Here is a 22,796-nt window from a genome sequence, read left to right as displayed (position 1 = left end):
AAGGAAGCTCATGAGAACTTTGGAACTGCGCACGGCCGATGGCCGATGCGTCGCGCGTCACGTGCAGATGGCTTGTTCATTTCGCTCACGTTGCGTCGGTTTGCTACGGCGCCGGAACATCCCCGAGCAGGAAGGCCTGCTGCTCGTGCCGGGAGGCAGCGTTCACACGCTCGGCATGCGATTCAATATCGACGTCGTATTTCTGAACCGGCAGATGCGGGTGCTGAGGCTGGCGGAAAACGTCGCGCCCTGGCGCATTGTGATTGCGCCGAAGGACACGACGCGTGTTCTGGAGCTGGCCGCCGGCAAGATCGCGACGACGCGACTCACTGCCGGCACGTATCTGATCGTCGACCGCTTCTCGGATGATCCAAGTGAGCGGCCGACGATCAAGCAGCCGAGGGTCAATCACACGCCGTGCGAGCGATTGCCCATCCAGTTTTCGTTGCGGCTGCCGAGAGCGGTCAGAAGCCTGCAGCCTTGTCGGCCCGCACGCGACGCTCGCGTAGCGACGAAGCCGAGCGTTGAAAGCTGATGCTCTCGGTCTTGCCCAGTCCGTCGCCCAGAATCCGGCGCAACGTCGCGCGCACGGTCGCGTCGTCGTCATCGAAATCGCCATGATGGAGCGAAGTCGACGCGTCGATGGAGTTGAGCGGTTTGTTGTTGGGCGAGATCACCAGACTGGCATTGTCCGCTTTGAACAACGCCATCAGCTCCGCATCCTTACGCAGGAATTTCTCCATGCCGAGGATGGGTACACCGTCGCGGAACAGCGGAATGCGCGGCTTTTCCTCGAAGGAATGCGAGACGAGGTACAGCAGCGACTTGTGATAGATGCTGGCGCAGTTGTCGTCCTGCTCGGACTTATCGGACAGCGCGAACAACGCGAACCGTTTGATGCGCTTCTTCTTGATCGCCGGCAGATAGTGCTGTTTGAACAGCTCGACCGTACAGGCCGGTGCCCACAGCGTGCACGACTCGACGTCGATGCCGGCTTCATTCAGTGCGGTGACCAGCGGCGCATGGAAAATGCTGCCCGCGCTGTGACCGACCAGATGAATCTTGGGCACTTGCTGGGCCGGCAGTTTCTCGAACAGCCGCTTGAGATGACCCACCACCGCACGCGCGCCGCCCTTGGTGTTCTGGGTCGCGCCGAGCGCGTTCTCTTTCATTTCATCCCACGCCGCCTTGCCCGAGAGCACTCGAGCCAGCGGTTCGAGTGCATCATCGAGTCGATCGAGCATGAAGTCCTTGGCCGCATCGAGCGCGCCTTCGGGACGGCGCCGGCTGAACGCGTCGTCGAGCACGTTCTTCACCGTGGTCCAGTAGTCGCTGTGCCAGATGAAGGTGAACGGATAGATGCCTGACGACAGCATGGTCGGCCGGTAGTCGGCCAGCCGTTGCACCGCCGAGTTCTCACTCACCAAGCCGCCGTGTGCGTAAAGCAGGACGTGTTTGTAGCCGGCGTTGTCGATGGCCATTGGCAGTTCGGTCTTGAACAACTGTGCGACATCCTCAGCGGAGGTGCCGTAATTGCCGCCAGCTTTGAACTCACCGTTGTTGCCGAGACTGACGATGTGGGGCCGCAGGTCCGGATACGAATACGCAGCCGATTGACCTGCCGATGCGGAGTGCGCGACCGCGGTCGATGTGCTCTTCTTCAACTCGATCGGCGCGCCAAGCCGGGCGACCCAGACGTCGGTCGCGTTCTGCAACCAGTCGTCATAGCTGATGCACGCGAAGCCTTGGTAGCCCCACTCCTCGCCCCACGAGTTCTGAATCCAGAACCCGTGCTTGTCGTAACCGACGATGGCAAAGGCGTGCGCGCCGAGCACCGTTTCGGAATACTCGATCAAACCGTCGTCGCCGCATTCGGACCAGCCTTGATGCACGGCCGAGGTGGCGAACAGCACGCCGACCTCGGCAATCGCGGAATGCATGGCGACCAGGTCTTTGTGGTTCACGCGGTAGTACGCGCCGAGCGGACGGCGCAGGGCGTCGGCGGTACGCGCATCGTTCAGGCCCGTCAGTAACTGGCCCTTCTTGCTCTTGCTGGCTTCCGAAGGCCAGACCGCTTCGGAGCACACGCCGTGTTTGTGCCAACCTTTCATCGCGCCACGCGCGCTCGAGCCTGAATAGCCTTCGCCGGGCCATTCGTCATAGCGCTTGGCGAGCTCGTACAACATTCGCGCGCTACAGGGATTGCAGTCGCTCACCACTTTGCGCGTGGTAAGCAGGTAGTTCACGACGGTCGCGAGGCCATAGCCGGTGCACGCGCCTTCGGAACCTTGATTGAGGATGGGGATACGGAGCTCGCGATAGCGTTGCAGTTCGCGTTCCGTCGGCACTTCGATCAGCGTCGGCACATACATCTTGTCGCGGAAATCGAGAGTGTCGCGGCGGACGTCGAAGGTTCTCGTTTTCGCGCGCTTGCTGCCAGCCGCAGCGCGGGCCGTGCGCTTCGCCATAGATGGACCTTGAGTGTTGTTATGGAAAGAGGAGTCAGTCCCACATTGCGCGTAGCGCCGCCGCTGCGTCAATTCGTACTTTGGTATCAGAGGCCTTGTTATTCAGCGTCTGAGGCGTCGCCGGCCACGCGCGCTGCTCGAAACATTGCATGAGCCGATCGGTCAGGAAGCGGCTGCGCGCGCCATAAACATGCGCATCGCCGGTGCGGCTTTGCTGAGTGATGTAGTACTTCAGAGGCGCGACCAGATGCAGATCGTGCCTGGCGCGCGTCATCGCCACATACAACAGCCGCCGCTCTTCTTCGATCAAGTCGGGCCGGCCGGTCGCGTGTTCGTTGGGGAAGTTGCCGTCGGCCACGTTCAACACATACACCGAATCCCATTCCTGGCCTTTCGCCGAATGAATGGTCGAGAGGATCAGGTAGTCCTCATCCCGCGCCGGATCGCCGGCGAGATCGCTGGTGACCTGCGGTGGGTCCAGCGTCAGCTCGGTAATGAACTGCTCGCGGGAGGCGTACTGACCCGCCAGCCGTTCCAATTGCTCGATATCGCCGATGCGCACGCGCGCGGCGTCGTAGATGCGTTCGAGCTGCGGCTCGTACCATTTGCGAAGTCGGCTCAGCTGACCGATCCATTCGCGCGCCTGGGTCAGATCGTTGACCAGCTCCACTAAGCCAACCCAATCCCGCTCCGCCGCCGACGGCATGCGATAGGAAGCGAGTGTCGGCCATGCATAGCCGCTGGCTTCAAACACTTTCAAACAGCGATCCGCGACGGCAGGGCCGACGCCGCTCAACAATTGCAGCACCCGGAAGCCAGCGATTCGATGGCGGGGGTTGTCGGCCCAGCGCAGCAGCGCCAGCACATCCTTGACGTGCGCCGCTTCGAGGAATTTCAGGCCGCCGTATTTGGCGTAGGGAATGTTCCGCCGGATCAGTTCCAGTTCGAGCATGTCGCCGTGATGAGAGTTGCGCATCAACACCGCTTGCTTGCGTAGCGCGACGCCTTGCTCGCGTGCGGCCAGGATCTGTTCGACGATGTAGAGCGCCTGCGCCTTGTCATCCTGAACCGAAACATAAAAAGGACGGCGCGATGAATCCCGCCCCGAGCGCAGTTCCTTTTCATATTGCCGGGGGCTGTCGCGCATCAACAGATTGGACGCATCGAGGATGGGCTGCACCGAGCGATAGTTGTGCTCCAGCTTGATGACCTCGGCCGCCGGCGTGAAGCGCGCGGGGAACTCGAGAATGTTCTCGATGGTCGCGGCCCGAAACGAGTAAATGGCCTGCGCGTCATCGCCGACGACGCACACACCAGCCCCGTGCGGCTTCATGGCCATCACGGTCTCGGCCTGCAGCGCATTGGTATCTTGATATTCGTCAATCAACACATGCGAGAAGCGCGCGCCGATGGCCTGTGCGAGCTCCGATTCCTGAACGAGCAAGTGCCAGTAGAGCAGCAGGTCGTCGTAATCGAGCAGCTGCTGTGAATGCTTGAGCTCGACATACCGGCGAAACAGTTTAGTGAGATCATCCGCCCACTCGACACACCAGGGAAACACGTCCTGCAGCGTTTTCGCGAGCGGGGCGCGGCTGTTCACCTTGTGTGAGTAGATCGCAAGACAAGTGTCCTTGCGCGGGAAGCGCTTCTCTTTCTTGGAGACGCCCAGCTCCTGGCGGACCACGTCGAGCAGATCGGCGGCGTCGCCTCGATCCATGACCGAGAACGACGGTTCGAGCCCGACGACGTGCGCGTACTCGCGGATCAGTCGGTTGCCGATGGAATGGAACGTGCCGGACCACAGCAGGCGAGCGGCATTGATATGAATCGCACCGGCGCGCTCCGAGTTACCCAAGGCTTGAGTGGCGATCCGTTCCGCTCGGCGGAGCATTTCCTGAGCGGCACGACGTGTGAACGTCAATAGCAGGATGCGTTCGGGCGGTACGCCCTCGAGCAGCAAGTGCGCGACTCGATGGGCGAGCGTGTTGGTCTTGCCGGTGCCGGCGCCGGCGATGATCAGCAACGGACCGGCACTGAATCCATCGGCCGAGCGCGCACCATAGAGAGCAGCCCGCCGTTGAGCGGCGTTCAGGGTTTCTCCAAAGGTGGCCGAGGACGTGGGGGCGGTGCTGGCTGCAATACTCATCGCGGCTATAATGGCGCAAAACTGTATATAACGACAGAGCTGACTGACCGCCGAAATATCGCGCCATGCTCTACTTGCTGCCACATCTGGTCACTCAGCACAGCGCTCGTCTCTGGCTGTGCGCGCGGGGTGTCGATAGAACGCAGCTGGGCTCGATCTGCTTGCGAGTAAACGGCATCGATGTGCCCGTGCCGGTGAAAGACTGGCAGGGTTTCCCGCCAAAGAGCTCCGCCTCCTGGCAGCCGACTGGTGCCATGCCGCTGCACTATCAGTTCATCGACAAAGGCGCGCTGAAATCCGATCGGCGGTACGAGGCCAGCGCCAGTCTCAATGACGGCGAGCCAGTGCAAGCGCGCTTCGAGACGTTGCCGGAGCAGCTGGGCGACGAAACCAGGCCGCTGCGAGTGTTGCTGTCGTCCTGTTATTTCACCGGGAACAAGCGCTCGCGTCTTGCTTCGTCCTTGTTCTCGCAGCTCGATCGCAATGGACTGCGATCGCACCTGCGCATCTGGGCGGGCGATCAAGTGTATCTGGACGCGCCCTGGTATGAGTTCGCGATCAAATCTCACAGCGTCGCGGAACTGGAGCAGCGTCACTGCTCGACCTATGCCCGCACCTGGTTTGCCGATCAGGGGCTGAAAACGGTGCTGGCGCAAGGCGCGAACGTGTTCTGTACCGACGATCATGAGCTTTGGAACAACGCGCCCCATCCCAGCGCGACCGCTCGCGACACGAGTGATTCGACCAAGCGCAAGGCGTGGCAGGCGATGGCCCGCGCGCTCGGACAAACGTTTCAAGGCGATACGGCCAATGGCCAGCGATTCCGCGTGCCGCCGCTGGATTTCTTCGTGCTCGATACACGAGTGAATCGCGGCGAGTGTTGTGACCGTTTGTTTTCCGAAACGCAGTGGCGTCAACTTCGGGCTTGGGCTGGCGAGCCGCAGGGTTTGGGCGTGCTGGTGTTGGGTCAGCCGATCTTCGAAGGCGCCTCGAAACGCAGAGGAGACTTCGGCGACTACCGTCTCGCGGACTATGAGCGCGACTATGTGGAGTTGATGGACCTGCTGGGACGTTCGACGCGCAGCACGGCGGTGCTCACGGGCGATCTGCATTTCAGTCGCATCGCCTGGTCCTCGTTTCCCGCGGGCGGCAAGGAGCGTCGAGTCACTGAATTGATCAGCTCACCGCTGTCGCTGGTGGCGGGCGGGCAGTTGTTGTCGTTGTTCGGCGGCTGGGTCGCGGCACCGGCCAAGGCGAGTCTGCCGGCGCGGCATCCGTTCAACGGCACGACGCTGCATACCGAAGCAGCACTGCGCTCCTCCGCCGAAGGCACGATGTTGCTGGAGTTCTATCGGCGCGGGCAGCGAGTGTTCTGTACCGTTTCGCAGTGGCGGCTGGATGATCTCGATGCCAGTCGTCCGTCATTTCGTCAGGACTATTTCCTGGGGATCAGCTCATGAATCTATCCGGACTGCGCCGTTCCGACGTTGCCCAGGGCAATCCTCTGCTGGTGGAGACGCCGTCGACTGCGGCCCCTCAAGGCGAGGTGGCGAATTTCGCCTGGCTGACTTCGACGGGATATCGCGATGGCGTGGTGCTGCTCGGCGGCACCTCCATCGTCGATTTTCGGATGCGGGTCGCGCAATCGGAGTTGCGGCAGGATCTCTTGCCGAGCTTCTGGTCGACCTGCGGTCTGTTGATCGATGGCGATGTTCTGATGACCGCGCGGGTCGATGCGATCAGCAACAGCAGTGCGCGGGTGGAGCGGAACGGTCTGGAAGCAGTGAAGCTCGATGCCGAATCACGCTACGGCGATTCGATGTTCTATCCAAACATCGCGGTGTTGCAGTTCACGGATGCGCATGCCGCTATCAAAGAGCATGTTGCGCGTATCGGGCAGGAACGGAACATTGTCGATCTACTGGCGCAGATCGTCGCGTGGCTGGGTTACTGCTGGGCGGTCGGCGATCGCGGCAATCCGCTGATGCAGGGGCATGGCATTCCATCCGCGACGCTGCTCGAGCGGGCACACGGTCTCGCCAACATCGATCTCAGTCCGGGGTTGCCGTCGGCGTCGAGTTGCCCCGAGGCGATCTGGCAGGCGGCGCGATGGTGGTATGAGGCGTATGACCGACCGGAGCCGTCGTCGAAGGCATTTACGCCGCGCGGCGCCTACCTCATTCGCCAACCCGCCGCCGCGGCGCTGGGTATCCGCGACGACGTACAAGGCGACCAGATCGTGCGTACGACGCGGAATGACGATTTGTTTGAAGGCCTGCGTCAGCGCGCCGAAGTCGAATCGCCGCCCTCGCGGTCTTCCCCCAAGCGTCGCTCCACGACTAAAAAGAAGTAACCGCGCCACGACCGGCGCCGCTCAAGCGATCGTGCCGCAAGGCCGTCTTCGAGCTGCAGCCGCTCAAGCGATCGTGCCGTGTAAGGTCGTCTTCGAGCTGCAGCCGTTCAAGCAATCGTGCCGTGTCCAGGCCAGCAGCGTTTGCGGCGTCGAGAACGGTATGCGTCGATCGCGTCAGGTCTGCGGCGGGTTCAAATACTTGCCGTGCCAATCCAGATATCGCTGCATCCGATCCTTCAAATACGTCGGCTTGCGAATCCCATGATGCTGCCCCGGATAAATCACCAGCTGCGTCGGCACACCGAGGCTGCGGAGCGCCTGATACATCTGCTCTGAATTCAGCAGCGGCACGTTGAAGTCCTGATCGCCGCACAGGAACAGCGTCGGCGTCTTGATCCGATCCGCATGCAGGAAGGCATACGAATTGTGCAGATAGGTGTCCAGGTTCTTCCACGGCACGCCCAACTCCATCTCGTATTCACGCACGTACATATCCGTGCCGTAACCCGCCAGCACGTTGGAGATCGACGCGCCGCTGGTCGCCGACTTGAAGCGCGTGTCCTTGGCGATCACGACATTGGTGAGAATGCCGCCATAGCTCCACCCGCCGACGCCCAATCGATTCGGATCGGCGATGCCCTGCTGAACCACGTGATCCACGGCAGCGAGCACGTCTTCCGAATCCTTGCCGCCCCAATCTTTATAAATCGCTGTCGTGAACGCTTCACCGCGACCCGAGCTGCCGCGCGGATTGGCGGCGACGACCACGTAGCCTTGGGAAGCAAAGATCTGCCACGGCAGCGTGAAGGAGTTCGCGTACTGCGCGACCGGGCCGCCATGAATCCACAACAAGGTTGGATACCGCTTGTTACGGTCGTAGTTGGCCGGCGTGACGACGAAGCCACTGATCCGAGTGCCATCCTTCGACGGAAACGAAATCTCCTCGGTCGTGCCGAGCTTCGCGCTCGCCAGCCATTCGTCATTGTGATGTGACAGCAGGCGCGGCTGCTTGCCGTCCAATGCATACACCGCGTCGGGCGAGTCGACCGTGCTGTCGAGCACGGCGATGCGACCCTTGCTGCCTACAGAGTACGCCGTGGTCTCACGCCGGCCATCGAGCAGCCGGTCGACCTTGCCGCTGGCCACAGCGATGCGTGCCAACACCTGATTGCGATCATCCTCCAGCATGAAATAGATCGACTTGCCATCGGCCGACCAGCGCGGCTCGATGACATTGCGATCCAGAGACTGGGTGAGCAGGCGCGCAGTGCCGCCGGTCGCGGCGACCACAGCCAGGTTGTGAATGGAGTAATAGATGAGCTTCGGGTCGCCCGCGGTCACGAACGCGAGCTCGCGTCCGTCGGGTCGCCAGCTGGGCGCGCTCATCCAGGAGGAATCGCCCTCGTCACCTTGAAACTGGGTGACCAGTGTCGGCGTCGCCCCGGCGCGCGGCTCGATCGTATACAAGCCGAACTCGTTGTTCCGGTCCGGATCGTCGTTGCGATTGCTATAGAAAGCGATGCGGCTGCCATCGGGCGACCAGCTCGGCATGCTTTCGTCGAAGCGGCCCGGCGTGAGGTTGTCCGCCTTGCGCGTGGCCATGTCGAATACATACAAGTGCTGGCGCTGGGTGCCGAGATAGCCGGTGACGTCTTCCTTGAAGTAGTAACGATCGATGACGATGGGTGGCGGCGTCTTGTCCTTGTCGGTGCCGCGTTGTTTGCGGGGATCTTCGTCACTGACGATCAGCGCCAGCTTCTTGCCGTCGGGCGACCAGCGGAAATCCACCACGTCGCCATTGAAGCCGGTCAGCGGCTTGGCCTCACCGCCCTGTCGATCGAGCAACCACACCTGCTCCGGCGGCTCGTCTGCGCCGCGAGCGGTCAGGAAGCCCAGATATTTGCCGTCGGGGCTCCAGCGGGGCGTGGTCTCGCTGTCCTCGGAATTGGTGAGCTGCACGCTCTGTTTGCCATCCCAGCTCGACATCCAGAGATGACTGTTGCCTTTGTCCTTGACCGGATCGGCGGTGCGAACCGCATAAGCGACCCATTGGCCATCGGGGGACAGCTGTGGATCGCTCACCTCCCGCACGGCGTTGATGTCCTCGGCGGTGAGGGCGCGGCGTTCGGCCGCGGCCAGGGCCATTGACGGAACAAACTGGCACGCCACCCAGCCGAGCAGCAGGGCACGCAACGGGGCATTCAACATAGGAAAGGCGCTCCCGAAGGAAGAGGACCGCGAGAGTGTCGTACGGCAATTGCTGCGTCAATTCAGCCAATCGGAACCAAGGCTATTTCCGGGCGTTTTGCCACGGCAGCCGTTTCATCCGGCAAGAGGCGAGACTATGAAACCATTGGTGTGGCTGGGATTGGCATTGGTCGTGGCGTGGGCCGTGCTGTGGCTGGGGATCAAAATGGCCGTGCTCGCGGTTCATGCATTGCTATTGATCGGCGTGGCTTTGATCGGCTGGGGCCTGCTGCATCGAGGGCATGCCGACAATCCGTCTTGAACTTCAGTTGATCCACGGCGATGCGTGACCTGCCGCCAGACCTACCCGAGTCGGTGTTGCAGGCTCATCGCCACGCACGCGCCAACGGCTTGCTTTATGTATCCGACGCCGAGCCGGGGATAGAACGTCACAAGCGCGGTACCGGGTTCTACTATATCGGGCCGGATCACAAGCGCATCGGCGACGAGCGGGTGCTGGCGCGCATTCGCAAGCTGGCGATTCCACCGGCGTATACCGAAGTCTGGATTTGCACTAAAGAGCGCGGTCATCTGCAGGCGACTGGGCGCGATGCTCGCCGGCGCAAGCAGTATCGTTACCACGCGGAGTGGCGCATCACTCGCGACAATGGCAAGTTCTCCAAGATGATCGAGTTCGGCGCCCAATTGCCGAAGCTGCGACGACGGCTCAAGCAGGATCTGGCGCTGCCCGGGCTGCCGAAGCACAAGGTGCTCGCCGTCATCGTCACCCTGCTCGATGAAACATTGATACGCGTCGGCAACGAGGAGTACGCACGCACCAATCAGTCTTATGGACTGACGACGCTCAGAAACAAACATGTGAAGTTTCTGAGAGACGGCCGGGCGTCCTTCAACTTCCGGGGCAAGAGCGGACGCCAGCATGAAGTGGTGCTGGACGATCGACGGCTTGCGCGGCTGATCAAACACATCCAGCAACTGCCGGGACAGGCGCTGTTCCAGTATGTGGACGATGACGGCCAGCGTCAGCCGGTGGACTCCGGCATGGTGAACGAATATCTGCGCGAAGCGATGGGCGGCGACAACGATTTCACCGCCAAGGATTTTCGCACCTGGGGCGGTACGGTCAGAGCGATCGCCTTCCTCGCCTGCCAGGAGCGGCAGGATCCGATGAGTCAGCGCGCCTTCAATGGCTGTGTCGCCGCGACGGCCCGCAGTGTGGCCGAGACGTTGGGCAACACGCCTGCGGTGTGCCGCAAGTCATATATCAATCCGGTGGTGTTCGATGCCTGGAAGGCGGGGGTGATCGACAAACGCGTGCCGCGCAAGTCGATGTCGCCGCGACGCATGGAGCTGGCCGCGCTCGCGTTGCTCAAAGTTCAGCATAAGGTCAAACGTTAAATAGCGAGCCCCGCGCGTTTGCGCTTCGGGCGGCTCTCCAGCAAGATGCGCGCGCCGGGCCCCCGGCACAGAAGCGGTACGCGCATGCAGCCGGAAAAACAAACGTCCTCCAAAGGATCGACCCTCGGCCTGGCATTGCTGTTCGGCGTGGTCGGTGCCTCATTGACGTCGGATCTGGAGAACTTCTGGTTCGGTGCCTTGCTGGGCGCCCTGCTGGCGCAGATCTTTCACCTGCGCGGGCGTGTGCAGGCATTGGATGGACAGTTGCAGTCGCTGCGGGCATTGGTCGAATCGAGCGTGGCCAAACCGCGTGCAACGCCTTCGCAAGCAGCGGCTGAAAGCACGCTGCCACCAGTGCCGGCAGCTCCTGCGCCCGTCGCCGCTCAGGCGCCGGCAGCGCAAGTCACATCGCCGGTGCCGCCGAGCAGTACTCAGCCAGCGACGCCGCCTCGCGAGCGAGTGGCGCCCACGCCTCCGCCACCTCCACGCCGTCCTGCTCCACCGCCGGAGCCTACCGCGATCGATCGGCTGCTGGGCGAGTTCATCGGCTGGCTCAAGCGCGGCAATCCGCTGGCGCGTATCGGTATCGTCATTCTGTTCTTCGGCGCGACGTTTCTGGCGAAGTACGCGGCCGAGAACAGCCTGTTCCCGATCGAGCTGCGTTTCGTGGCGATTGCCATTGGCGCGTTCGCACTGCTCATCGTTGGTTGGCGGCTGCGTGAGAAACGAGCTGTCTATGCGCAGCTGCTACAAGGCGGCGGCATAGCGGGCCTGTATCTGACAGTCTACGCAGCGACGCGCTTCGATCTGCTGCCGACGGGATTGGCCTTTGGTTTGCTGGTCGTCATCGCTTTGGCCGCGGCCATTCTCGCGGTCGGACAGAACGCGCTGTCGCTCGCCGTCATCGGCACGGCCGGTGGCTTCCTCGCGCCCATCATGGTGTCGACGGGCAGCGGCAATTTCATCGCCCTGTTCTCTTATTACGCCGTGCTCAATCTCGGCGTGTTCGCGGTGGCCTGGTTCCGCACCTGGAAAGTGCTCAACGTGCTGGGCTTCCTGTTCACGTTCACGATCACCGGGCTGTGGCGCGTCAACGGTTATCAAAGCGACGATCTGTTGGCGGCCGATGCGTTCCTGATCCTGTTCTTCCTGATGTACGTCGGCGTGTCGATCTTGAATTGCGTGCGTCAGCCACCGGATTTGAAAGGCTACGTATCGGGCTCTCTGGTGTTCGGACTGCCCATCGTTGCGTTCGGCTTGCACGCGTCGATGGTCTCGCGCATCGAATATGCGATGGCGTGGAGTGCCTTTGCGCTCGGCGCCTTCTATTTGCTGCTCGGCTGGGTGCTGTATCAGACGCGGCGTGAGAGTTTCCGCCTGCTGGTCGAAGCGTTCGCCGCGTTGGGTGTGATCTTCGGCAGCCTCGCGATTCCTCTCGCGTTCGACACGCGCACGACGGCGGCGATGTGGGCCGTCGAGGGCGCGGGCTTGCTGTGGCTGGGGGTACGCCAGGAACGCAAGCTCGCGCGCGCGTTCGGGGCGCTGCTGCAGATCATGGCCGGCATTGGCTATCTGATCGGCATGCACTACCGGAATGCCGATGATTGGCCGGTCCTCAACAGCGCATTCCTGGGCGCGGTGATGCTCAGTATCTCGGGCATCTGCACGGGCTACTGGTTGTTTCGCAATCGCGCCCGACAAGCGCGTTACGAAGGCGGCGCGGATGTGGCGTTCACGCTCTGGGGCGTGGGTTGGTGGTTACTGGGCGGCCTTCGCGAAGTGGACATGTATTTGCCCAGTGCTTCGTATGGCGGAGCGTTGAGCTTCGTGGCACTGACGGTCGCACTGCTCGCCTGGCTCAGCTTGAAACGCGAGTGGCGCTTGCCGCTGCTCATCGCAACTTATCTGCCGCCGCTGTTCGCCTTGTTTGCATTGGCGGGCGCGCTCGACTTCGTTCATCCGTTCATTCGCTGGGGCGCCGTGGGTTGGGTGCTGCTGTTCGCGGCACACTTCTCGATGTTGCGTCTCGGTGAGAGCCGCGACGTTCAAGGCCTCAACTGGCTGCACGCCGGCGCGGTTTGGGTGTTCACGCTGGTCGTTGCTTGGGAAGCCAACTATCAAATCGCTGAGTTGACGACCGGTGTGTGGGCGCTGTTGCCTTGGGGGGTGGTGCCGGCGTTGGTAATCGCCTGGCTCGGACGCCAACAATTGCGACCGCATTGGCCAGTGGCGGCACGCGAGCCAGCGTATCGAGTCTACGGCGCGCTGCCGGTCGCAGTGGGCCTGATGCTTTGGATCTTCATGATCAATGTGAGCAGTACCGGCGATTCGACCTGGCTGCCCTACATGGCCTTGCTGAACCCGCTCGATATCAGTGTCGCGCTCGGTTTCGCATCGCTCGCGATGTGGTGGAGCTCGTTGAACGAGCGGCAGCGCGCGACCGTTTGGCAATTCGACCCGCGTGCCTTGATTGGCGTCATCGCCGCGCTGGTGTTCGTATGGTTGAATGCCGCGTTGATCCGCACGCTTCATCACAACTTCGGCGCGCCGATCACCACTTACGGCATGGCGCATTCGACCCTGGTGCAGGCGTCGATCTCGATTTTCTGGGGTGTGCTGGGCTTCACCGCCATGACGGTCGCCGCGCGTCAGCGCTGGCGCTACGTCTGGATCGTGGGGGCGGCGTTGATGATCGTGGTGGTGGCGAAACTGTTCCTGGTGGATCTGTCCAATGTTGGCACTGTCGCGCGTATCACCTCGTTCCTCACGGTGGGCGCGCTGCTGCTGGTGACGGGCTATCTCGCGCCTCTGCCACCGCGCAAGGTCGGCGAGCAGGTAACGCAGTAATGGAAGCGTCTATGACCGTGCGTTCAATGGTTGTCTCGATGGGTTGTTTGCTGGCGGCGAGCGTCGGCGCGGCGCCGCCCAGCAAGAACGACTATTCCAGCGGCATGTCGATCCGGGCGAACTACTCGCAGCCGATGATCGAAGCCGTGCTGCCCGACGATGTGTATCGCGCCGTGACCCGCGCCGATCTCGGCGATCTCAGAGTCTTCAATGCCAACGGGACGCCGGTGCCGCACGCGTTCTGCGAGGCTCCGTCGAGCATGGCGCCGCAGGTGACGGAGCAGTCGTTGCCGGTATTCGTGCTGAAGGGTCGGGATCAGATCTACACCGATAACTCGCGCGTCGCCGTCGAAACGTCGTCGGGCACGCGAGTGAATGTGGAGGAACCGGCGGCAGCCGCACCGGAAGTCGTGAGCGGTCTGATCCACATCATCGACGCGCGCGACACGCAGCCTCTGCGCGCCATTCGTTTCGATTGGAGCACCCCGGACGGGGTGTCGGAAGTGAAGGTTCGCATCGAGGCCAGCGACGATCTGGATCAATGGCAGACCGTCGTGCACGTGACGACGTTGCTACTCGCGCGGCAGGACGGACAGGAGCTGCGTCGCGAACGCATCGTGCTGCCGACTCGGGAATATCAGTATTTGCGGGTGCAGCGGGTCGACAGTGGGCCGCCGTTGATCGTCAACTCGGTGACGGCAGAAGAGCTGGCCGCGGCGGAAGAGATCGAACCTCTGTGGTTCAACGCGACTCATGTGGACTCGAAAGAAGCGGATGTTCTGTACTTCGATTCGCAGCATGTGGCGCCCATCACTTATGCGCGCGTGCGTCTGCCACAGGAGAACAGCACGGTCAGCGTGAGTTTGCAGAGCCGGCCGGATGAAGAGTCGCCGTGGCGCAGCCGTTGGACCGGTGAAAGTTATGTCATCGTTTCGGACACGGTGCGCCGGGAAAGTCCGCCGGCGCAGTTCCAGGCGACCAGCGATCGATACTGGCGCCTGCAGATACTGAAAGATCCGCAGGTGTATCAGGACAGCATGCTCGAGCTGGGCTATCGGCCGGCCAAGCTGCGGTTCCTGGCGCAGGGGCCCGGCCCGTTCATGGTTGCTTTCGGCAGCCGCCGGGCGGAACCGGCCCAACCTGCCGTTTGCGACGGCCTGCTGGCCAACATGAGCGCCGCCGACCGCGAGCGGATGGTCGAGCAGGGATTCGTGGATCCGGTGGTGGTGCTGGGCGGTGCCGAGGCCCTGAAACCCCTGCCCAAGAAGACGCCGGCCAAAGTAGTGATTTTGTGGGGGGTGTTGGTGGTCGGGGTGGCGCTGCTGGTCGGAATGGCCCTGTCGCTGCTCAGGCGCGTAAGGCATCCCACGAACTGACGGGCCGGCCGAGGCAATACCGGGCGGCTTGAACTAGAATGGCCGCCCTTTTGGTGTTTTATCGCCATGCGCTTTCCGCAAGATTTCGATGTCATCGTGGTAGGCGGCGGTCACGCCGGTACCGAGGCTGCTCTGGCCTCGGCCCGGATGGGTGCGCGCACGCTTCTGCTCACGCAGAGCATCGAGACGCTCGGCCAGATGAGCTGCAATCCCGCCATCGGCGGCATTGGCAAAGGCCATCTGGTGAAGGAAATCGATGCGTTGGGCGGCGCCATGGCGCAGGCCGCGGATCGCGGCGGAATTCAGTTTCGTACTCTGAATGCCAGCAAGGGCCCGGCGGTTCGCGCCACCCGCGCGCAGGCCGATCGCGTGCTCTACAAGGCGGCGGTTCGTTTCATGCTGGAGAACCAGCCGAACCTCACGCTGTTTCAACAGGAAGTCGCCGACCTCGTGGTCGAGCACGAGCGCGTGCACGGTGTCGTGACTCAGACCGGCATCGAATTTCGCGCTCGGGCCGTGGTGCTCACGGTGGGCACGTTCCTGGCGGGCAAGATTCATGTCGGTCTCACCAACTATCAGGGCGGTCGCGCCGGTGATCCGCCGTCGAATCGTCTGGCCGAACGGTTGCGCGCACTGCCGTTCCGTGTCGGTCGGTTGAAGACGGGCACGCCGCCGCGAATCGATGGCCGCACCATCAACTATGAAGGTTTGCTGATGCAGCCGGGCGATGAGCCGGCGCCGGTGTTCTCTTATCTCGGCCGGCGCAGCGATCATCCTCGTCAGGTGAACTGCCACATCACCGCGACCAACGAGCGCACGCACGACATCATTCGCGCGGGCTGCGATCGTTCTCCGATGTATACCGGCGTCATCGAAGGCGTCGGACCGCGCTATTGCCCATCGGTGGAAGACAAGATCCATCGCTTCGCCGACAAGACCTCGCATCAGATCTTCATCGAGCCCGAAGGACTGACCACCCACGAGATCTATCCCAACGGCATTTCCACCAGTCTGCCGTTCGACGTGCAGCTGGACCTGGTGCGCTCGATCAAGGGCTTCGAGAACGCGCACATCACGCGGCCGGGCTATGCGATCGAGTACGACTATTTCGATCCGCGCGATCTGCGTTACAGCCTGGAGACGAAGTTCATCGGCGGTTTGTTCTTCGCCGGTCAGATCAATGGCACGACCGGTTACGAAGAGGCTGCCGCGCAAGGTTTGCTCGCGGGGTTGAACGCTGCGTTGCTGACACAGGAGCGCGAGGCGTGGACGCCGCGTCGGGACGAGGCATACATCGGCGTGCTGGTCGACGACTTGATCACTCGCGGCACCAGCGAGCCTTATCGCATGTTCACCAGCCGCGCCGAATATCGACTGCTGCTTCGTGAAGACAACGCGGATCTGCGCCTGACCGAGAAGGGCCGCGAGCTCGGCCTGGTGAACAATGAGCGCTGGGCGTTCTTCAACACCAAGCGCGCAGCGATCGATGCCGAAGTGGCGCGTCTGGACAAGGCGATCGTCCGTCCGCAGCACCTCACTGAGGAGCGTTCGATCGAACTGCTCGGCACGACGCTGGCTCGCGAGGCTCATGGCTTCGACTTGTTGCGACGGCCGGAACTGTCGTACGAGGCGCTCACCTCGATCGAGCAGGTCGGCAAGCCGGAGTGGATGAACGCAGTCGACGTCGATGAGCGGCTCGCTGAACAGGTGCAGCTGCAAGTCGAAGTGCAGGCGAAGTACACGGGCTACATCGATCGGCAGCAGGATGAGATCGAGCGTCAGCGGCGTCACGAAGACACGCGACTGCCGGACAATATCGACTACGCGCAGGTGCGTGGATTGTCCATGGAAGTTCGTCAGCGCTTGCAGGAAGCGCGACCGGATACAGTCGGTCGCGCAGCGCGGATTCCCGGCGTTACTCCTGCGGCGATTTCACTTTTGCTGGTTCATCTGAAGCGCCGGCAAGGTGTTCCCTCACAACGGGCGGGCTGATTGCGCGCTTTTGCCGCGGAACTCGAAGTCGTTTCACAAGTCTTGGAAGGGGCATGGCGATGGCGCCTGTCATTCCGTAAAGTTCCGTCTGTCCCGGGTCGATGGGTTGAGCGAGAGCACCGCGCAGCTGTGATCTCATTCGTCGTTTCCCCGAGGGCCGGCTGCTACGCTTCCTTCACCATTTAACTGTTTGCACGTCCATGATCTGGTTCGCCCTGTTTGCCTGCACGGTGTTCGCTTTGTACTTCTGGAGACAATATGTCCAGAAGCAGCGCGAGTTGAACAGCCCGCTCGCCAGCCATCGCTCCGGCCATAGTCACATCGGCCAGGTGGTGGTGCTGGAGCAGGGGCTGCAGAACGGCGCGGGCCGGATTCGGCTCGGCAATCGGGATTGGCCGATTCGCGGTCCGAATCTGCCGCCGGGCGCGAAGGCGCGCGTCACGGGTGTGGACGGCACGGTGTTGCTGGTCGATCGCGTCGCTGCTTAACGTCGCCGCAAGGGCCTTGGCCGCTTTCGACGATCAGATCAGCGACAGCCATTCTCTTTCTTCGCTCGCTCGCCGTTCTCTTTCCACAAGGTCTCGGCCTGCGACTTCGCCGCCTCCAATACCTGCGTGGGCTGGCCTTTTTCCAGCATTGGAATGCTCTGCGCGAAGCCTAGCGACGTGACGATATACGCGTCGCCCATGCAGCCCGCCTCATTCAGCTGATCGCCAAAGTATTGCCACGCCAGCAACTGGACGCGCGGCATCTGCCGGCCCCAGGGCATGCGTGCCATGGACAAAAATGCGGTCGGCTCGCCATCGCGCGCGGCGTCGGTACCGAATACGAGAGCAGTTCGTGCATCGGCCGGGTGACCATCGCAGCCGAGCGCCATGCAGTTCGCCAGATCCAGCTTTGCCTTGGGCATGGTGCGACCCGCGACCTTGAGCAGGTCGCGAATCTTGCTGACGTTCTCAGTCGTCTCGCCGCGTTGAACGGCCATCAGCAGATTGCTCGCGGCCGCATACATCGCGGGTGCGTAATTTTTACTGATCGCCGCCTGTAACAATGCCTCGCGCTTGGCCGGATCTCGAACGAACGGCGCCAGCTCCGTCGCACTTGCTGGATCGCCAGCATCGGCGGCCGCACGCAAGCGCGCTTCAATGCCACCGAAGTCGAACCGGGCCTGGCTGCAACCTTGTTTGGCGCGCGGGCTGAATTCGGCCTGAGCTTTGAGCACGCCGGCGACGCGCCCGGCCCGCTCCGGCGGAAACTGCTTCGCGACCTGCGGCAGCTGCGCCTCCCAATCCTGTTGGCGCGATTGAGAAACGGAATTGCACCAGTGCTGGATGCGCACGAGGGCGATGTTTGCATCCCGATCGCCTTGGGCGGCGAGCCCGCTCAGCGACGCGACCGCTTTGTCCGCCTCGCCACGCGAGAGTTGATCGATGACGTCGTCGCCGATCTTCAAGCCACGAAATTCACGAAAGGTCGAGACCCGCTGCAGGACTTGCAGGAACTGAGTTTCGTCCGTCGGTGCGACGGTGATGGCGGGCGCTTCCGGCGGCGCTTCGGGAGGCGGCGCCTGCTTCGGCTTTTCGATGGCGCCGGCCGGGCTTTGAATCAAGAACAGCGCTGCCGCGAGGGCAGCGCTGCGTAGTGTCGTTCCGTGAAAGCCGCGATTCATGTGAATTGCCGCCTTTTCGAGGCGAGTTGCACTCGGCACATCCATGTGCCTCGCCCTTCGGGCAGCCTGGAAGGCTGCGCAAAACGGCTATCCTGCCGTTTTGTAACGTCGCCTCGAACCGCGCGAACGACGGTACACGGAAGTACCGGCTGGTCGAGGCTCCAGGGATGGCTACTTGAGACCCTGTTCATTCGGGATCAGATCGTACTCCACTTGCACCGTGCCGTTGAATCCCATCTGGCCGCTCTGATACGAACCCGCCGCATCGGAGGCCATTTCAGCGCGCGCCATGTTGACCTTCATCATCGGCATCGGCGGCGGTGAGTAGCCGGAGCTGGCGGAGATGGTGCGCGGCGCACCCAGGCGGGCACCGGCGGCTTTCGCTACTGCTTCGGCGTTCAGCTTCGCATCAGCCACGGCCTTCGCGAGGGCTTCACGTTCCAGATCGCGGCGCTTGGTGGAGTCCAGACGCGGATCGCCGACCGAGTTCACGCCCAGGTCGAACGACTTCTCCATCAGCTGACCGAGCTTGTCCAGATCGCGCAATTCGATTTCGACCTGACGCGACACGAAGTAACCGATCAGGTTGCGTTCTTTCGCATTGTTGTCCCAGTTGTACTCCGGCTGAACGTTCACGCGCGTGGTGCGCACGTACTTCTGATCGATCTTCAGATCGCGCGTCAGTTTCAGCACGGCGTCGACGGTCTTCGACACTTCGTTGCGCGCGTCTTCCATCTTCAGTTTGCGCGACTCGACGCCCAGCGTTACCAGCGCGCGATCGGGTTCGGCCTGAATTTCGCCTGAACCGGAGACACTGATCGTGCGTGGACGTTCGGCATCCGCGCCAGCGGCCCAGCCGGACACCAGTAACGCGCAAGCGGCGGCGGTGGTGAGCTGAAGGGTTCTGAGTTTCATGTTGCTTGTTCCTTGATGAAGCCGCTCATCCGCGGCAGTCAGAGGCTTTGTCTGTTGCCACCCCGGCAAGTTCAGCGCCCGAGCCGGTCGGAAAAAAATATCGCTCGGGCTAACCCAGCAGCCGACGTATCAACGTTTGTAGCTCGGGGCGATCGCGTCTGAGCGCTGCGCCACGACCGGCGACCACGGATTCGAGCTCGGCGGTGGCGCGCTCGAAGTCGTCATTAACGACCACGTAGTCGAATTCGTTCCAATGCGACATATCAGCGATGGAGTCGCGCAGGCGGCGTGCGATGACTTCGTCGTTGTCGGTCTGACGGCCGCGCAGACGCTGCTCCAGCGCCTCGCGCGACGGCGGCAGAATGAAGATCGACTGACATTCAGGCAGAGCGTGACGGATCTGTTGCGCGCCCTGCCAGTCGATCTCGAGCAGCACGTTCTCGCCATCGCGAAGCATGCCTTCGACTTGCGGCTTCGAGGTGCCGTAGTAATTGTCGAACACGCGCGCGTGCTCGAGGAACTCACCGGCATTGACCATGCGCTCGAACTCGGCGTGATCGACGAAGAAATAATCGCGACCGTGCTGTTCGTTGGGACGCGGCTTGCGCGTGGTGTAGGAAATCGAAAACTTCAGCGACGGCACGCGCGCCATCAACGCGCGCACCAGCGTCGTCTTGCCGGCGCCCGACGGCGCGGCGATCACAAATAATTTTCCCCGGGTCACCGACACTGCACTCATTCCACGTTCTGTACTTGTTCGCGCATCTGCTCGATCGCGACTTTCATGTCCACCGCCGCGCGCGTGGTCTCGCTGTCCTGAGACTTCGAGGAGAGCGTGTTGGCTTCGCGGTTCAGCTCCTGCATCAGGAAGTCGAGACGACGGCCGGCCGGTTCGGCGGAGCCAAGTACCGACGTCACCTCTTCGAGATGCGCGCCCAGGCGATCCAGCTCTTCGTCGACGTCCATCTTGTGTGCATACAGCACCAGTTCCTGCTCCAGGCGCTCCGGATCGGGCGTCGTGCCGAGCTGCGCGATACGTTCGACGATGCGTTCACGCATGCGTCGCGAGACTTCGGGCAGGCGCGCGCGGACGGCCAGCACTTGGGTGCGCATGGTCGTACACCGGGTCAGCAACAATTCGCGAATGCGTTGTCCTTCGCGCAGGCGGGTCTCGTTCAACTCGTTCAGTGCTTCCTGGACCAGCTCCAATGCGGCCGTGAGCACCGGCTTGATGTCGACCTCGGCCTCGCGCACCACGCCGGGCCAGCGCAGCAGGTCGAGCGGGCTGACCGGCGAGGGATACTTCAGTTGACCGCGCACCTGGTCGACGCGGGCGATCAGCTCTTCCAGCAACTGCGGGTCCAGCTCCAGCGAGCGCTGTGTGCCGGCCGCCGACTTCAAATACAGGTTGGCGTCCACCTTGCCCCGGCGCAGTGCCGCCGCGACGGCCTGGCGCACGTCGTTGTCCAGCGCCTTCAGCTCTTCGGGCAGACGCAGCGAGGTTTCGAGGTAGCGATGGTTCACGGTGCGCACCTCGCACACCAGCGTACCCCATGGGCCCTGGCGCTCGCGCCGGGCGAAACCTGTCATGCTGCGGATCATTTATTTCGTGCCGTTGGAAAGATTAAGGCAAACGCTTCTTACACGGTGCGTGACGCGATGCTATAAAGCGACGCCTTGGAAAGGGGCTAAGTGTAACAGCAGAAGAGCCTTCCGGCCGGAGCCCGCGCTTGCGGATCGAGCATGCAGATTTAAGTCTGATCGGTGATCGTGAGGACAACCAGGACCGAGTAACCGTCGCTGCCACCGAGAAGGCCGCGCTGCTCGTGGTCATTGATGGCATGGGCGGCCATTCCGATGGCAGCCGCGCCGCCGATACGGCGCTGAAGAGCCTGATCGATTCCTTCCAGCAAACGCCCCTGCCGATGTTCGATCCCATCGGCTTCCTGCATTTGTCGCTGAGTCGTGCGCATGACGACGTGGCCCGCCTGGGCAACGGTCAGAGCATCGACGCGCGGCCGCGCGCCACCATCGCCGTGTGTCTGGTCCAGGAGGGGGCAGCCTACTGGGCGCACGTCGGCGACAGCCGCATCTATCACATCCGGCACGGCAAGATGGTGACGCGGACCCGCGATCACAGCCACGTCGAGCTACTGTTGCGCGAAGGCAAGATCACCGAGGAAGAGCTGCCCAATCACCCGATGCGCAACTTCGTCGAATGCTGTCTCGGCGGCGACCCGGCGATTCCCGAAATGACCATCAGCGGCCGGCACACGCTGCAGACCGGCGATGTGATTCTGCTGTGCACTGACGGTATCTGGGCCAACCTGCGCGATACCGACATCGCTGCGTTCTTCCGCGACGACACGCAGCAGCTGCGAGCCTGGCTGGAAGCCCTGGGCCGGCGCGCAGTTCAGGCGTCGTCCCCTTTCAGCGATAATTCCACCGCCGCGGTCATGCGCTATATCGGCGCCTGAGCCGCAGCTCCATTCGCTTCCGAGGAGGGTGAGTGCGGATGCCTTTTCGGGGCGAGTTGCACTCGGCACATCCATGTGCCTCGCCCTCCGGGCAGCCCTGAAGGCTGCGCAAAACGGCCGTCCTGCCGTTTTGTAACGTCGCCACGAACCGCACGAACGCCGGTACATGGATGTAACGGCTGGCCCACGCTCCAGGGAAGGCTGCTTGAGGTAACGTTTGATGAAGTCCAGACCCAGTGGCCGCGCTCCCGATGAGCTGCGGCCGATCCGCATTACCCGTCGTTTCACCCGTCACGCCGAAGGCTCGGTGTTGATCGAGTGCGGTGATACACGCGTGCTGTGTACCGCGAGCGTCGAAGAAACCATCCCGTCCTTCCTGCGCAATTCCGGCAAGGGCTGGGTGACCGCCGAATACGGCATGCTTCCGCGCGCCACTCACACACGCAACAAGCGCGAGGCCGCGTCGGGCAAACAGGGCGGCCGCACGCTGGAAATCCAGCGTTTGATCGGTCGAGCGCTGCGTGCGGTGGTGGATACGAAGGCGCTCGGCGAGCGCACGATCACGGTCGACTGCGACGTGTTGCAAGCGGACGGCGGCACGCGAACGGCTTCGATTACCGGTGCCTATGTGGCCCTGGTCGACGCCGTGAATTCACTCATACGCAAGGGCACGCTGCGCGACAGCCCGATTCATGGCCAGGTGGCGGCGGTTTCTGTCGGTATCTGGTCCGGGCAACCGGTGCTGGACCTGGACTACGCCGAAGACTCCGAGGCCGAAACTGACATGAACATCGTCATGAACAACGGCGGCGGCTTCATCGAAGTGCAAGGCACCGCCGAGGGTCATGCTTTCCGGCGCGATGAGCTCGATGCGCTGCTGAATCTGGCGGCGAACGGCTGCGGCCAGCTGCTGGCTCGTCAGCTCGAAGCGCTCAACGAGGATTGAA

At 62.5% G+C, this 22,796-nt stretch carries 18 protein-coding genes; 11 read left to right on the top strand and 7 right to left on the bottom strand.

What is annotated here, in order from left to right; translation table 11 throughout:
- The first annotated feature begins 10 nt into the window (after window positions 1-10).
- Window positions 11-535 (top strand): DUF192 domain-containing protein, encoded by a 525-nt coding sequence (locus tag EKO19_RS30990; RefSeq protein ID WP_129781284.1) that lies wholly within the window; start codon window positions 11-13, stop codon window positions 533-535.
- Here the strand turns inward: EKO19_RS30990 and EKO19_RS30985 are convergent.
- Together EKO19_RS30985 and EKO19_RS30980 are read right to left on the bottom strand one after the other, a co-directional pair.
- Entirely contained in the window at window positions 465-2,468 is a 2,004-nt protein-coding gene (locus EKO19_RS30985) for a C1 family peptidase (RefSeq protein ID WP_129781283.1), read from the bottom strand. The genes EKO19_RS30990 and EKO19_RS30985 overlap by 71 nt on opposite strands.
- A gap of 34 nt (window positions 2,469-2,502) precedes the next feature.
- Window positions 2,503-4,698 carry an ATP-dependent helicase gene (locus EKO19_RS30980; RefSeq protein WP_217705724.1) on the bottom strand — a complete coding sequence of 732 codons (2,196 nt, stop codon included), beginning with the start codon at window positions 4,696-4,698 and terminating at the stop codon, window positions 2,503-2,505.
- On the opposite strand from EKO19_RS30980, the gene EKO19_RS30975 reads away from it, so the two are divergent.
- Together EKO19_RS30975 and EKO19_RS30970 are read left to right on the top strand one after the other, a co-directional pair.
- Window positions 4,680-6,074 carry an alkaline phosphatase D family protein gene (locus EKO19_RS30975; RefSeq protein ID WP_129781282.1) on the top strand — a complete coding sequence of 465 codons (1,395 nt, stop codon included), beginning with the start codon at window positions 4,680-4,682 and terminating at the stop codon, window positions 6,072-6,074. The two genes, EKO19_RS30980 and EKO19_RS30975, sit on opposite strands and share 19 nt — an antisense overlap.
- Window positions 6,071-6,967: a hypothetical protein gene (locus EKO19_RS30970; protein ID WP_129781281.1), complete on the top strand. Its 897-nt coding sequence runs from the start codon at window positions 6,071-6,073 to the stop codon at window positions 6,965-6,967. Before EKO19_RS30975 ends, EKO19_RS30970 begins: the two co-directional genes overlap by 4 nt.
- Window positions 6,968-7,141: 174 nt before the next feature.
- On the opposite strand, the gene EKO19_RS30965 is transcribed toward EKO19_RS30970, so the two are convergent.
- Window positions 7,142-9,175, bottom strand: coding sequence for a S9 family peptidase (locus EKO19_RS30965; RefSeq protein WP_217705723.1), 2,034 nt, complete (start codon window positions 9,173-9,175; stop codon window positions 7,142-7,144).
- A 136-nt stretch (window positions 9,176-9,311) separates the two neighbouring features.
- Here EKO19_RS30965 and EKO19_RS38475 point away from each other — a divergent pair, with 136 nt between their 5' ends.
- The 6 genes from EKO19_RS38475 (at window position 9,312) to EKO19_RS30940 (ending at window position 17,276) form a co-directional block, all read left to right on the top strand.
- Complete coding sequence (locus EKO19_RS38475; RefSeq protein WP_157995517.1) at window positions 9,312-9,476, top strand: hypothetical protein; 165 nt, start codon at window positions 9,312-9,314, stop codon at window positions 9,474-9,476.
- A gap of 20 nt (window positions 9,477-9,496) precedes the next feature.
- On the top strand, window positions 9,497-10,573 hold the full coding sequence (locus tag EKO19_RS30960) for a DNA topoisomerase IB (protein WP_129781280.1): 1,077 nt from the start codon (window positions 9,497-9,499) through the stop codon (window positions 10,571-10,573).
- Window positions 10,574-10,657: 84 nt separating this feature from the next.
- Entirely contained in the window at window positions 10,658-13,420 is a 2,763-nt protein-coding gene (locus EKO19_RS30955) for a DUF2339 domain-containing protein (protein ID WP_129781279.1), read from the top strand.
- An 11-nt stretch (window positions 13,421-13,431) separates the two neighbouring features.
- Window positions 13,432-14,796, top strand: a complete 1,365-nt coding sequence (locus EKO19_RS30950) for a DUF3999 domain-containing protein (RefSeq protein ID WP_157995516.1) — start codon at window positions 13,432-13,434, stop codon at window positions 14,794-14,796.
- 66 nt (window positions 14,797-14,862) lie between these two features.
- On the top strand, window positions 14,863-16,788 hold the full coding sequence (gene mnmG / locus EKO19_RS30945) for a tRNA uridine-5-carboxymethylaminomethyl(34) synthesis enzyme MnmG (RefSeq protein ID WP_129781277.1): 1,926 nt from the start codon (window positions 14,863-14,865) through the stop codon (window positions 16,786-16,788).
- A gap of 200 nt (window positions 16,789-16,988) precedes the next feature.
- Entirely contained in the window at window positions 16,989-17,276 is a 288-nt protein-coding gene (locus tag EKO19_RS30940) for an NfeD family protein (protein ID WP_129781276.1), read from the top strand.
- Between the two features lie 38 nt (window positions 17,277-17,314).
- On the opposite strand, the gene EKO19_RS30935 is transcribed toward EKO19_RS30940, so the two are convergent.
- The 4 genes from EKO19_RS30935 to EKO19_RS30920 all read right to left on the bottom strand — a co-directional run bounded on the left by EKO19_RS30935 (window position 17,315) and on the right by EKO19_RS30920 (window position 20,962).
- On the bottom strand, window positions 17,315-18,457 hold the full coding sequence (locus tag EKO19_RS30935) for an SEL1-like repeat protein (protein WP_129781275.1): 1,143 nt from the start codon (window positions 18,455-18,457) through the stop codon (window positions 17,315-17,317).
- Between the two features lie 171 nt (window positions 18,458-18,628).
- Complete coding sequence (locus EKO19_RS30930; RefSeq protein WP_129781274.1) at window positions 18,629-19,372, bottom strand: SIMPL domain-containing protein; 744 nt, start codon at window positions 19,370-19,372, stop codon at window positions 18,629-18,631.
- Window positions 19,373-19,481: 109 nt separating this feature from the next.
- Complete coding sequence (gmk, locus tag EKO19_RS30925; RefSeq protein ID WP_129781351.1) at window positions 19,482-20,096, bottom strand: guanylate kinase; 615 nt, start codon at window positions 20,094-20,096, stop codon at window positions 19,482-19,484.
- Window positions 20,097-20,107: 11 nt separating this feature from the next.
- Entirely contained in the window at window positions 20,108-20,962 is an 855-nt protein-coding gene (locus EKO19_RS30920) for a YicC/YloC family endoribonuclease (protein WP_217705721.1), read from the bottom strand.
- A 140-nt stretch (window positions 20,963-21,102) separates the two neighbouring features.
- Between EKO19_RS30920 and EKO19_RS30915 the strand changes: the two genes are divergently transcribed.
- Window positions 21,103-21,849, top strand: a complete 747-nt coding sequence (locus tag EKO19_RS30915) for a PP2C family protein-serine/threonine phosphatase (protein WP_157995514.1) — start codon at window positions 21,103-21,105, stop codon at window positions 21,847-21,849.
- Window positions 21,850-22,069: 220 nt separating this feature from the next.
- Window positions 22,070-22,795, top strand: coding sequence for a ribonuclease PH (gene rph, locus EKO19_RS30910; RefSeq protein WP_217705720.1), 726 nt, complete (start codon window positions 22,070-22,072; stop codon window positions 22,793-22,795).
- The last annotated feature ends 1 nt before the right edge of the window (window position 22,796 follow it).

Origin of the sequence: Peristeroidobacter soli (assembly GCF_004138485.1) — a bacterium.
In the GTDB taxonomy this organism is placed as follows: domain Bacteria; phylum Pseudomonadota; class Gammaproteobacteria; order Steroidobacterales; family Steroidobacteraceae; genus Steroidobacter; species Steroidobacter soli.
Note: the sequence above shows the minus strand (reverse complement) of the source record. Positions and strands in the feature narration are given on the sequence as shown.

What these genes read in the sequence shown, in the direction of transcription:
- EKO19_RS30975 (WP_129781282.1), top strand. Translation starts at nt 4,680, where the DNA reads ATGCTCTACTTGCTGCCACATCTGGTCACTCAGCACAGCGCTCGTCTC.
- rph (WP_217705720.1), top strand. Translation starts at nt 22,070, where the DNA reads ATGAAGTCCAGACCCAGTGGCCGCGCTCCCGATGAGCTGCGGCCGATC.
- EKO19_RS30940 (WP_129781276.1), top strand. Translation starts at nt 16,989, where the DNA reads ATGATCTGGTTCGCCCTGTTTGCCTGCACGGTGTTCGCTTTGTACTTC.
- EKO19_RS30965 (WP_217705723.1), bottom strand. Translation starts at nt 9,175, where the DNA reads ATGTTGAATGCCCCGTTGCGTGCCCTGCTGCTCGGCTGGGTGGCGTGC.
- EKO19_RS30960 (WP_129781280.1), top strand. Translation starts at nt 9,497, where the DNA reads ATGCGTGACCTGCCGCCAGACCTACCCGAGTCGGTGTTGCAGGCTCAT.
- EKO19_RS30935 (WP_129781275.1), bottom strand. Translation starts at nt 18,457, where the DNA reads ATGAATCGCGGCTTTCACGGAACGACACTACGCAGCGCTGCCCTCGCG.
- EKO19_RS30990 (WP_129781284.1), top strand. Translation starts at nt 11, where the DNA reads ATGAGAACTTTGGAACTGCGCACGGCCGATGGCCGATGCGTCGCGCGT.
- EKO19_RS38475 (WP_157995517.1), top strand. Translation starts at nt 9,312, where the DNA reads ATGAAACCATTGGTGTGGCTGGGATTGGCATTGGTCGTGGCGTGGGCC.
- EKO19_RS30985 (WP_129781283.1), bottom strand. Translation starts at nt 2,468, where the DNA reads ATGGCGAAGCGCACGGCCCGCGCTGCGGCTGGCAGCAAGCGCGCGAAA.
- EKO19_RS30955 (WP_129781279.1), top strand. Translation starts at nt 10,658, where the DNA reads ATGCAGCCGGAAAAACAAACGTCCTCCAAAGGATCGACCCTCGGCCTG.
- EKO19_RS30930 (WP_129781274.1), bottom strand. Translation starts at nt 19,372, where the DNA reads ATGAAACTCAGAACCCTTCAGCTCACCACCGCCGCCGCTTGCGCGTTA.
- EKO19_RS30970 (WP_129781281.1), top strand. Translation starts at nt 6,071, where the DNA reads ATGAATCTATCCGGACTGCGCCGTTCCGACGTTGCCCAGGGCAATCCT.
- EKO19_RS30950 (WP_157995516.1), top strand. Translation starts at nt 13,432, where the DNA reads ATGACCGTGCGTTCAATGGTTGTCTCGATGGGTTGTTTGCTGGCGGCG.
- EKO19_RS30920 (WP_217705721.1), bottom strand. Translation starts at nt 20,962, where the DNA reads ATGACAGGTTTCGCCCGGCGCGAGCGCCAGGGCCCATGGGGTACGCTG.
- mnmG (WP_129781277.1), top strand. Translation starts at nt 14,863, where the DNA reads ATGCGCTTTCCGCAAGATTTCGATGTCATCGTGGTAGGCGGCGGTCAC.